Here is an 11,283-nt window from a genome sequence, read left to right as displayed (position 1 = left end):
TTTGACGGCCAGTTCTTTGAATTCGGTCGTATAAGCTTTTTTGGGTATCCTGTTCATCATTTGTCTTTCCAAAGTTACGTTTATTTTACGTCACCTTTGGGGAACTAAATTTCAGGGGAAGCTCAATACTCAGATCACAGGTTTTATTTTTTTATTAACTATCACATGTCATGCATTGCCACAAAATCAGCAAATATACGTTGGTAAATGGGTTCCTACATTGTCTCAATGTCGAGTCATTGATTTTAATTTACTAAATAGTGGAGGGGACCCGTATTTAATAGCGGAATGTGATTTGGCTAGTCCTAAAGAAAAGAGTATTCGTATTTGGCGAGCACAATATGGTCCTAAGAGATCTAAGATGTTAGATGTAAAAATTACAGGCGAAATAATTCTTGCTTGGCGCCCTGTAGATGGATCTCTTTCTAGGGAACATAATAAAAATGAATATTGGTTGTTAAAATGTCAAGAAAAGTCGCAGCGTAGTCAATCAATTTCTATCGACCAATTTAGTGCTGCAGGCTATATACAAATGGGGGTGACAAAGGCTACTGAGAAGAATGCATTGATTTATTTCAAACAGGGGCAAACTGGGGCTATTGAAACTGTACCTTTTTCCAAAATTGCCAATTGCAATATTCCAGAGTCAGAATAACAATTCTGAATCAGAAGATCGAAGACTGGGGATGTCCGGAATTGGGGGTGTCCGGAATTTTGTGTAAACGGTTTTTCATTTATTTCTGCGACATCCGGTCATCAAACTGGATAGTAAAGCGGGTGAGGGCACTTTTCCAGTCTCGTTGCCTTGTTCGCCGTTCGATTGACCGAATATATTCCACCTAACCTGCATTTTTGCAGGAAATGGCGGATTTTCAATGAACTCCAAACAGCAAAATACCAAAATTTCAATCAACAACACAAATTGATTTAGCCAGCCTGCTTAAATTTTGCGCAAAACTCATGCGGGAGACGCACCAACACCCGAACAGTTATCCTGCCTGTACGCCGTAAAACTATTGTCCCTTCAACGCATCATAAACGCCGTATATAAAACCCACACAACAAACTATCCGAAGCCACAAGACACTGCACCGGTACGGCGCAGTGTAATACGGATGTCAGCATCAACTTTTTGCCACTTACATCCAGACACCAACGCAGATTTGCGGGAGCCGAAACCGGAAAGCGATTTCTTGTTAGTTTATCCACTTTTTATTTTGATGCTGGTGGTTTAGCGATAAAGTACATTAGACGTATAACTCTAAAAATAGGAATCAAGCGTGTTACGCACTATATAAAAATGCGTACGGCACTCCGCAAGTGTGTATTGACACGCCCGGCATTGATGTGTAACATTCCGTAACATTTCTAAACAAATGGACGTAACACTAGGCTTGAATTTGCTGTAAAGCAATAAATTATTGCCTTATTTCGCTTTTTGCCCTTTAGTTATTCGTTGTTTGGTTATGTGGTGTTCATGAGGGCCGCGCTCGATTTTGGGTTGCCGTTTTCCAGTTTTGGAATGTGTTTTAGGGAAGTGGCTTGAAGGAATTGGGTGATGGGGTCTGATGTTGCACTGCACTTGATGGAGCAATTGTTATGGGGCGCACTGTTGATCTGTGCGCCTATTCTTATTTGTACTCTCGTTGTTGGTTTGGCTGTTAGTGTGTTGCAGGTGGTGACGCAGATTCAGGATATGTCACTGACCTTTATCCCTAAGCTGGTGGCGACCATCTTGGCGTTGACGGTGTTTGGTTCGTGGATGTTGCGCAAGCTCTTGATTTTTGCACGAGAGTTGATCACAAATATCCCCAATTATTTTTAGTTGCCCATGATTTTTACAGCATCTGCTAGTTGGGTAACTGCCGTTTTATTATGTTCCCTTCGTTTGGCCGCTTTATTGCTGATGACACCCATCTGGCAGGCACTGGGCTTGCCGATGCGTATTCGTGTGATTTTGGTGGCGACGCTGGCATTTTCTTTGGTGTCTGGCATGCAGTTGACGCCGGCGGCTGTTCCCACGGATTTGTTTGGCCTGGTGATGGCTGGTCTGGGCGAGGTGATGCTGGGTGCGTTGATGGCATTTGGTATATTTGTGGCGTTTGCTGCTTTTTCATTTGCGGGCAATTGTTTGGATTTGCAAATCGGCTTCAATATTGCCAATATTTTTGACCCGACTACCCGCAGTCATGCGCCGTTGATTGCTGCTTTGTTCGGTATGGTGGCACTGGCGCTGTTTTTTACGATGGATGCGCACCACACCTTGCTGCGCGGGTTGGCTTATTCTTTTGAGAAAATTCCACTTGGTCAGATGCTGGAATTGCCGCCGCCTATGTTGTTGGCCAGGCAGTTTGGCACGGTGTTCAGTTATGGTTTGATGCTTGCTGCACCGCCATTTTTTTGTCTTTTTCTGGTTGAGATTGGTCTGGCGGTGTTGTCGCGCAACTTGCAGCAGTTAAATATTTTTATGTTGAGCGTGCCGATCAAGATTGCGGTGGGTCTGGCTGTGCTGGCGTATGTCAGTGGTCATTTTGCGTCTGTGGCAACGAAGGCATTTGGCTCTTTGTTCGGGTTTTGGGAGGACATGCTGTAAATGTCTGAAGATACTGACAAAAGCCAGGAAGCCACGCCCCATAAACTGCGCGAAGCGCAAAAGAAGGGGCAGGTTGCGAAAAGCAATGAGGCGATTTTTGCTGCTGTGCTGGCAGCACTAGTCGGCATTTGCTTTGCGGTTGGGCCTGGCATGGCCAGGCAAGAATTGGGTATTGCGCAGCAATTGCTGCAAGACGCAGGGCGGGCAGATTGGTCAAGCGTGGCGACCATGCAGTGGTTGTTGAATGCCCTGGTGGATAGCATGGGTGCCATTGCGCCACTGTTGATCGCTATTTGCGTGGTTGCCATTGTGGCGAATGTGGGGCAGGTGGGTGGTATTTTCAGTTTTGATCCGATTACGCCAGACTTTACCAAGTTAAATCCGGCCACTGGTCTGCAGCGCCTTTTTTCCAAACGTCTTATTTATGATGCTTTGCGTAGCCTGGTTAAGCTGGCCATTCTTGGTTGTGTAAGCTGGGGTGCGCTCATGCATTTGATGCCTGAGATGCTGAAGCTGACTTATATCAATGCACGTGCGCATGCGGCGATCGTGCTGGGCACTATCGGGCCGTTTTTGTTTAAGTTGTTTTTGGCGATTCTGATCATTGCTTTGATTGATTTGCTGTATACGCGCTGGGAATTTGCAAAAAAAATGCGTATGAGTCATAAAGATATCAGTGACGAACATAAGCAGCGCGAAGGCGATCCGCGTATACGTCAGCGTATCAAGCAGTTGCGTATGGAGTTGTTGAAGCAGTCACAGGCCGTTGGCAAGTTGCCGCAAGCCGATGTGTTGATTACTAACCCTACCCATATTGCTGTGGCGATATCTTATCGCCATGGTGAAATGCCGGCACCGAAGTTGTTGGCCAAGGGCAAGGGGGAGCTGGCTGCAAAAATGCGTGCAGCAGCCAGGCAGCATCATATTCCAGTGGTGGAAAACCCGCCATTGGCGAGGGAATTATATAAGCGCCTGAATTCTGATCAGTTTGTGCCTGAGGATATGTATCCTAAAGTGGCAAAAATTCTGATCTGGGTTTATGCGATGCGCAAGAACCGGCAGCAGGCAAATGCAGGTTCTGTGCGTGGGGCGTTTACATGAGTGCATTAAGACAGGTATTGCAGAAAAATACTGACATCGTGATGGTGTTGCTGGTGGTGGGCGTGTTGTTCATGTTGTTTGCGCCTATACCGTCAGAGATGCTGGATTTTTTGATCCTGGCGAATTTCAGTTTTGCCTTGCTGATTTTGTTGTTGACGTTTTACATGGCGAAGCCGGTGGAGTTTTCTACCTTTCCATCTATGTTGCTGGTGGCAACCTTGTTCCGGCTGGCTTTGAATATTTCTGCCACGCGCCTGATTTTGCGCGATGCGGATGCGGGCAGGGTGATTGGTGCCATCGGTTCTTATGTGGTTGGCGGCAATTATGTGATTGGCCTGATCGTGTTTTTGATCCTGGTGGTCGTGCAGTATGTGGTGGTGACGAACGGTGCGCAGCGGGTCTCAGAGGTGGCTGCACGTTTTACGCTGGATAGCATGCCTGGTCAGCAGATGAGTATTGATGCTGATTTGAATATGGGCTTTATTGATCAGGAAGAGGCGCAGCGTCGTCGCAAGAACATCAGTAAAGAAGCAGCGTTTTATGGTGCTATGGATGGTGCCAGCAAGTTCGTCAAGGGTGATGCCATTGCCGGCATTATCATCATGCTGATTAATTGCGTGGGTGGCCTGGTGATTGGCGTCATGCAAATGGGTATGCATTGGGACCAGGCGTTGAAGAGTTACACCTTGCTGACCATTGGTGACGGTATTGTGACGCAAGTGCCTGCACTGGTTATTTCAGTGGGTACGGGTTTGATTGTAACGCGCTCTTCTTCTGATACAAATCTGGGTGTTGAGGCATTTCAGCAGATTACGTCGTTCACCAAGACCTTATGGCTGGTGGCGGCTGCTTTGCTGGGTCTGTTATTTTTGCCGGGTATTCCGGCGTGGCCAGTGCTTATATTAATCAGCTTTTATGTGGCATTGGTGATGTTTCGTCGTGCTGCGGTCAATCAGGAAGAAGATGAAGCAGGGCAGGGGGCTGCTGCTGACACTGCCTCTGGTGCTGCTGCAAAATTAGCGGACAAAGAGCAGGATGCTTATGGCCTGTTGCCGGTTGAAGCTGCCGAGGTGTTGTTGGGTGTGGATTTGACACCGATGCTGGAAACTGAACGCGCAATTTTTGGTGAGCGCATTGCTGCATTCCGTAAGCAATATGCACTGGAATCGGGCCTGGTGGTGCCGAATATTCGTTTCCGTGACGGTGCCAGGCTGGCGGCACATGCGTATGAGATCGTGATTTTTGGTGTGACAGTCGCCGGTGGTAATTTGATGCCGGGAAAATTGCTGGCAATAAAGCCAGCGGTTGAGGGTATCAAATTGCAAGGCGTGGAAACCAAGGAACCCAGCTATGGTTTGCCAGCATTGTGGATAGAAGAATCACAGGCAGAGGAAGCCAGGGCGGGTAAATATACGTTGGTAGAACCGCCTACGGTGTTTATGACACATTTGTGTGAAGTATTGCGTCAGCAGTCTGCCACCTTGTTAACCCGCCAGGAAACTGAACGCTTGTTAAAGCGTGTGCGTGAATCGCAGCCGGGCCTGGTGGAAGAAGTTGTGCCGACGGTGTTGGGCGTGGGTGAAATACAAAAGGTATTGCAGAATTTATTGAAAGAAAAAGTCTCTATCCGCAATCTGGATGCTGTTGTGGAAACCATTGTTGATGCGGCCAAGATTAACAAGGACACCTTATACCTGACTGAAATGGTCAGGCAGCGTTTGGGGGCGTTGATTTGCCAGTCACTAACGCAAGGCAGCAATGTATTGCAGGTGCTGACGCTGGACCCGACGATAGAACACAATTTGATGCAAAGTATACGTGCGGTGGAATCTGGTGGGTCGATGGTAGTAGAGCCGAAATTTGCCGAACAGGTGATTACCGGTGTGGCCAAGCATGCAGAAAAAATGATGAAGAGTAATTTGTTGCCGGTGTTGTTGTGTGCACCAGAATTGAGGCGACATATGCGTGTATTGTCTGAACGCATGGTGCCGCAATTGCGGGTGGTGTCGTTGGCTGAAGTGCCGAATACTTTAGAGTTGCGTGCTTTTGCAACTTTGTCGTTGTAATAGCCTTCGATCGCAATGTATGTTGTTGAACCCATAAATTGATAAGTGAACCAGATGGTAAATGCGTTAATCACCGCTGTGCAAAGTATGCAGAATGATCTGCAGTATATGGATACCGTCAGTCAGAACATGGTGAACGTGGCCACGCCTGGTTATAAGCGCGCTATTCCTACTGCCAAACCACTGTCCAGCCTTTTTGATGCAGTCATGAAAGGGACTGAACTTGCCGGGGACGTTAGCCGTACCGTTGAAAAATCGAATGTCCTTGGTAGCGTCTTGGATTTGTCTACAGGGGCAATCAAGCAAACGGGCAAGCCTTGGGATTTTGCTGTTGCGGGTGACGGTTATTTTGAATTAATGACACCTGAAGGAACGGCCTATAGCAGGGCAGGAGATTTTCATGTGGATGGCAGTGGCCGCCTGGTTTCTTCTCAGGGGTATGCTGTACAGGGACTGGGTGGTGATATCCAGGTGCGTGGAAATGACGTCAGTGTTGATCATTCAGGACGTGTGATGCAGGGCGAAATTCAGATCGCTCAATTGAAGATCATGCGTTTTGATGACCCCAAGAATTTGGTCAAAACACTGAGTGGGCTGATACAGCCAGCCAATGCAGAAAATAAAGCAATGGAAAGCAAGTCAGAAATCCAGGTAGGTTTTTTGGAAAATTCGAATGTCACACCCATGCGTGAAATGGTCGCCATGATGGAAACAACAAGACACTTTGAATCGGCTCAAAAACTGTTTCAAGGTTATGACGAGATGCTGAACACAGCCATACAAAAACTGGGCGAGTTTTAAAAAACACTTGGTTGGACTCATAGCAAAGTATTGAAAACAGAAATTTATGAATAATTCTCTTTATATCGCCGCCACAGGTATGCAAGCTCAGCAAACTAGCATTGATACCATTGCCAATAATCTGGCGAATGTAAACACGACTGGTTTCAAAAAAGGCCGTGTCAATTTTCAGGAGATGTTGCATGTTGATGGCAGTGCTTCTTCGCAAATCCCTTTGGCAACGCTAAATCCAGTAGGCTTGGGTATAGGCATAGAAAATGTGTCCAGAGATTTTGTTGCTGGCGCACTGACGCAAACCAATTCGCCTATGGATATTGCCGTCAACGGCAGTGGTTTCATTGAAGTGACCCTGGCTGATGGCAGCCACGGCTATACGCGTGGCGGTACCTTGCAGGTGAATCAGGATTCTTATTTGGCGACCAGTAGCGGCCAGGTGTTAAAGCCATCGATTCATTTGCCACCTAATTTGACCAGTATTGTTATCGGTACCGACGGCAAGGTGATGGCGCAAGGTGCAGACCAGTCGCAAGCTACGGAGGTTGGGCAAATTGAGTTGGTGAATTTTTCTAATCCTGCTGGTTTGAAAATGGTGGCAAGTGGTGTCTACCAGCCAACCGCAACTTCAGGCGATGCAACATATGGCAAACCGGGTGTGGCTGGTTTTGGCACTGTTGCTCAGAATACCCTGGAAGGTTCCAACGTTTCCTTGGTGGATGAGATGGTGACGTTGATGATTGCTCAGCGCGCGTATGAGATGAGTTCGAAAATCGTGCAGGCTTCGGATGAAATGATGTCGTTGACGAATAATCTGAGGCGCTAAATCGATATTGGTCATGCGCTTATCTGTCTCGCTTTTATTTGCTCTTGGAATGTATGCCACGTCCGCTATGGCAGGTGTGGTTGCGTCCTTGCGGCCTGATGTGATGGTCAATGCGCCAAGGGTCAAGCTGGCAGATATTATTCAGATGGAATCAGATAGTGGGAAGCCAGGTGATGCCATCAGCAAATCCCTGGGATCAATCGATCTTGGGACTGCACCTTTGCCGGGTTACAGTGTGCGTTATAGTCGCAAGGAAATTGACCGGATCGTGCGCGCCAATGGGCAGGCACAAGGTATAGAGTGGCGCGGTGCAGATACTGTTAAAGTGGAACGACTGGCAAAGTTTTTTGATAACACACAACTGATTGCAGTTGTTGAGTCGCATATAAAACAAATACTGAGTAACGGACAAAACCAGGTTGAAGTGGAATTGGCAGAACGTCTTCCAGAGTTACTGCTGGCCGAAGGTAAGATTGATATTAAACCTCGTCCTTTGACCATGGCAGATGCGATGCACAGCAAGGTGACGGTATGGCTGGATATTGCCGTCGCTGGTGTGTTTAGTCGTTCGGTACGCGTGCCAGTCAAAGTCAAAGTATTTGATAAAACGCTGGTAGCCAAACGTGATCTGCCCAAGGGAGTAACGCCGACGTGTGAAGATTTGTTGGTTCAGGAGTTAGATGTGGCCAGCCTGGATGGCACTAATGTGTCGGCTGATTGTGCGGCATTGAAGGGTAACCTGAAAAGAAATATTCAGGCAGGCATGGCGTTAACCCGCAGTTATATTCAGGTGCCGATGGCTATCAGCCATGGTGATACTATTAATTTGCTGCTGAGCGCTGGCGCACTGACACTGGAATCTCGTGGTATTGCCATGGCTGATGGCGAAATTGGTCAACGGATACAGGTAAAGCCGACTGCGGCAACTGACACTATTGCCGCTATTGTAGTGGCCCCGGGTGTTGCGAAGGTCATCGGAAATTGAGAATAATGAAACCATTTTATTTTGCATTCATGCTGTTATTGTCGGCACTGCCTTCTTTGGCATGGTCTGATAATTTATATAATGAGAACAACTATCGGTCACTGGCGTCGGACAAGCGTGCGCAGTTGCCTGGTGATGTATTGACTGTGCTGATCTACGAAAGTTCAAGTGCATCTTCCAATGCTGACACTAATTTGAAAAGAAAAAGTGAAATTGGTGCACAGGTAGGGCTCAATCAAAAAAATAATCAGGCACGTATTTCGGTCAATAATGATTTTGACGGTGGTGGTACCGTTCAGCGCAGTGGCAAGTTGTTGGCGCAGATGAGTGTAACGGTCATGGGCATTGAAGATAATGGCGACCTGTTGGTTAAGGGCCAGCAATTGCTGGAAATTAATTCTGATCAGCAAAAAATCACTGTTGAAGGGCGAGTGCGGCCACTTGATATTGCAGACAATAATACGGTTTTGTCTACCAGGCTGGCTGATGCCAAAATAAGTTATGCCGGTGATGGTGAGCTGGCTAATCATCAGCGTCCTGGGTTCTGGTCCAAATTATTTACCTGGGTGGGATTTTGATGTTTTTACTTCGTTCCCCATTACGTGGTTTCTTTTTTGTCTTGGTGGCACTGGCATTCAGTGGCAACGTGACAGGCGCTGAGTTGGTGCGGCTTAAGGATATCGGCAAATTTTCTGGCTGGCGCGAAAATGCGCTGGTTGGTTACGGGCTGGTAACGGGTCTGGCGAATACCGGCGATTCACCCAATAACAAGGCAACCAGGCAATCGATAGCGAATGTATTGGCACAATTTGATGTGGTGGTGCAGCCTGATCTGGTGTTAAGTCGCAACGTTGCCGCTGTGATGGTTACTGCAAAACTTCCTCCTGTCGCGCGGCAGGGGGATGCCATTGATGTCACGGTAACGTCGATAGGTGATGCACGCAGCCTGGTGGGTGGTACCTTGCTGACGGCACCAATGAAGGCGCCCAATGGCAAAGTCTATGCGCTGGCGCAGGGGGCTTTGTTTGTAGGTGGTTACAAGTACGATATGAATGGCAATGTGGCGCAAAAAAATCACCCGACGGTTGGTTCTATTCCCGCTGGCGCCATCGTGGAAGTTGGTGTACAGGCCAAGATATTGAGTCGTGAAAACACGATGACATTTACGTTGACTGATGCTGACTATACGACGTCTTCAAGAATCGCTGCAGCAATCAATGAAGCGTTTGGTGAACAGTTGGCCAAGGCGGAAGATGCGGAAGGTGTGCAAATTCGTGTGCCAGAAGCGAATCGTGAATATCTGGTCGATTTTGTGACACGCATAGAAAAAATCAATATAGAACCTGATACCCGTGCCAGGGTGGTAATCGATGAACGGACCGGGACGATCGTTTCTGGTGGCGATGTGCGTATCGCGAAGGTGGTTGTGTCTCACGGTGATCTTAAATTGTCCATCATCACAGATAACTCGGTTTCGCAGCCTATTTTGGTTAGAAATACAGCGGCAGAAATACGCACCGAAACCGTGTCAAATTCTCGCGTGAATGTATCCGAAAAATCTGAATCCGGTTATGTCAGCGCGTCCAACAACACGGTCGCAGATTTGATTCAGGCTCTGACCCGGATTAAAACCAGCACAAGGGATATTATTTCCATTTTGCGCGCTGTCAAAGCAGCAGGGGCGCTACGGGCAGATTTGATTATTCAGTAATGTGTACGAAGAAACGTAGCAACTATTATCCAATTAACCAATTAACTCATTTTGGAAATTCAGATGTTTGGACAAACTGAAGCGGTGACGATGGATATGCTGAAGACGGCGCTGGATGCGGCCAGTCTCAGGCATCAGGCTATTGCCAATAACATCGCCAATGTGAATACGGCTGGCTACCGCCCTGCTACCGTCAATTTTGAACAGCAGATGGACGCCATTCGTTCCACTCTGGCGCAAGGGAAAACCGTGCAGCCAGATATGTTGCGCGGTGTATTGCCATTTATAGAGCGATTGGCACCAGTAACGGATGCGGACCGTACAGCGCTGCTGGATACAGAAGTGTCGAATATGGCGCAAAACACGGTGCAATATGAAGCTTTACTGAAAGCAATGGGCAAGCATATGTCCATACTGAGTTCAGCCGTAGCTGAAGGGAAACGTTAATGGATTATCGTAATGCATTCGCGATCAGCGCGACAGGCATGAATGTAGAAAAGTTGCGACTGGATATAACAGCGAACAATATTGCCAACCTGCACAGCACCAAAGGCGCGGATGGCAAGCTGTACAAACCTTTGCGTGTTAAGGTGGTTGAAGCCAGTGACAATTTTGCAGTCGACTTCGAGCGCATGTCTGGTGCCACTTTACGTGGCGTGCAAGTCACCAAAGTCGAAGAAGTTGATGTCGCGCCACGCAAGGTGTATGAACCGGGCAACCCTGATGCTGATGACAAGGGTTATGTGTCCATGCCTGGCATAAACCACGTTACGGAAATGGTGACGATTTCCAGTGCATTGCGCGCCTATGAAGCCAATGTGGTGGCGATGAATGCGGCCAAACGTATGGCCTTGAAAGCACTGGAACTGGGAGGCGCATGATGACTGTCGACGCAATCAATTTTTTACCCGCGATTTCCATGCCCGAATTGAATTTGGCAGGAACTTCGGGAGCAGGGCAATCTTTTTCAGCACCACCAACGGCACAATTTGCAAACTGGTTTTCAGAGCAATTGTCACAGGTGAATGATCAGCTCTTAACGGCCGATAAAGGTGTGCAGCAACTTGCCGCAGGCGACGCCAGTAATTTGCACCAGGTCATGATCAACCTTGAACAAGCCAAGTTGTCTATGCAACTCGTGATGCAAGTCAGAAATCACGTGCTGGATGCCTACCACGAAATTTTACAGATGCAAGTTTAAGGCAA

13 protein-coding genes are annotated in these 11,283 nt (G+C 47.6%); all 13 read left to right on the top strand.

What is annotated here, in order from left to right; all coding sequences use genetic code 11:
- Window positions 1–40: 40 nt before the first annotated feature.
- The 13 genes from ACO0LM_RS02400 to fliE all read left to right on the top strand — a co-directional run bounded on the left by ACO0LM_RS02400 (window position 41) and on the right by fliE (window position 11,278).
- Window positions 41–655: a hypothetical protein gene (locus ACO0LM_RS02400; RefSeq protein WP_423033961.1), complete on the top strand. Its 615-nt coding sequence runs from the start codon at window positions 41–43 to the stop codon at window positions 653–655.
- A 903-nt stretch (window positions 656–1,558) separates the two neighbouring features.
- Window positions 1,559–1,825 carry a flagellar biosynthesis protein FliQ gene (gene fliQ, locus ACO0LM_RS02395; protein WP_422981896.1) on the top strand — a complete coding sequence of 89 codons (267 nt, stop codon included), beginning with the start codon at window positions 1,559–1,561 and terminating at the stop codon, window positions 1,823–1,825.
- 6 nt (window positions 1,826–1,831) lie between these two features.
- Entirely contained in the window at window positions 1,832–2,593 is a 762-nt protein-coding gene (locus tag ACO0LM_RS02390) for a flagellar biosynthetic protein FliR (protein WP_422981894.1), read from the top strand.
- A complete protein-coding gene (locus ACO0LM_RS02385; RefSeq protein ID WP_423033959.1) occupies window positions 2,594–3,694 on the top strand; it encodes an EscU/YscU/HrcU family type III secretion system export apparatus switch protein in 1,101 nt (366 codons plus the stop codon).
- On the top strand, window positions 3,691–5,760 hold the full coding sequence (locus ACO0LM_RS02380) for a flagellar biosynthesis protein FlhA (RefSeq protein ID WP_423033957.1): 2,070 nt from the start codon (window positions 3,691–3,693) through the stop codon (window positions 5,758–5,760). Before ACO0LM_RS02385 ends, ACO0LM_RS02380 begins: the two co-directional genes overlap by 4 nt.
- Window positions 5,761–5,814: 54 nt before the next feature.
- A complete protein-coding gene (locus ACO0LM_RS02375) occupies window positions 5,815–6,561 on the top strand; it encodes a flagellar hook-basal body protein (RefSeq protein WP_423033955.1) in 747 nt (248 codons plus the stop codon).
- A 46-nt stretch (window positions 6,562–6,607) separates the two neighbouring features.
- Window positions 6,608–7,381: a flagellar basal-body rod protein FlgG gene (gene flgG / locus ACO0LM_RS02370; protein WP_423033953.1), complete on the top strand. Its 774-nt coding sequence runs from the start codon at window positions 6,608–6,610 to the stop codon at window positions 7,379–7,381.
- A gap of 49 nt (window positions 7,382–7,430) precedes the next feature.
- On the top strand, window positions 7,431–8,366 hold the full coding sequence (flgA, locus tag ACO0LM_RS02365; RefSeq protein WP_423033951.1) for a flagellar basal body P-ring formation chaperone FlgA: 936 nt from the start codon (window positions 7,431–7,433) through the stop codon (window positions 8,364–8,366).
- A 5-nt stretch (window positions 8,367–8,371) separates the two neighbouring features.
- Window positions 8,372–8,944, top strand: coding sequence for a flagellar basal body L-ring protein FlgH (locus ACO0LM_RS02360; RefSeq protein WP_423033949.1), 573 nt, complete (start codon window positions 8,372–8,374; stop codon window positions 8,942–8,944).
- Complete coding sequence (locus tag ACO0LM_RS02355) at window positions 8,944–10,077, top strand: flagellar basal body P-ring protein FlgI (protein WP_423033947.1); 1,134 nt, start codon at window positions 8,944–8,946, stop codon at window positions 10,075–10,077. The genes ACO0LM_RS02360 and ACO0LM_RS02355 overlap by 1 nt, the downstream gene beginning before the upstream one ends.
- Window positions 10,078–10,140: 63 nt before the next feature.
- A complete protein-coding gene (flgB, locus tag ACO0LM_RS02350; protein ID WP_422981878.1) occupies window positions 10,141–10,524 on the top strand; it encodes a flagellar basal body rod protein FlgB in 384 nt (127 codons plus the stop codon).
- A complete protein-coding gene (flgC, locus tag ACO0LM_RS02345; protein ID WP_423033945.1) occupies window positions 10,524–10,958 on the top strand; it encodes a flagellar basal body rod protein FlgC in 435 nt (144 codons plus the stop codon). The genes flgB and flgC overlap by 1 nt, the downstream gene beginning before the upstream one ends.
- Window positions 10,959–10,996: 38 nt before the next feature.
- The gene (gene fliE / locus ACO0LM_RS02340; RefSeq protein WP_423033943.1) at window positions 10,997–11,278 is read left to right on the top strand and encodes a flagellar hook-basal body complex protein FliE; all 282 of its coding nucleotides are present in this window, start codon (window positions 10,997–10,999) and stop codon (window positions 11,276–11,278) included.
- Window positions 11,279–11,283: the final 5 nt, after the last annotated feature.

Source organism: Undibacterium sp. Di26W (genome assembly GCF_049340265.1).
Classification (GTDB): Bacteria; Pseudomonadota; Gammaproteobacteria; order Burkholderiales; family Burkholderiaceae_D; genus Undibacterium.
Note: the sequence above shows the minus strand (reverse complement) of the source record. Positions and strands in the feature narration are given on the sequence as shown.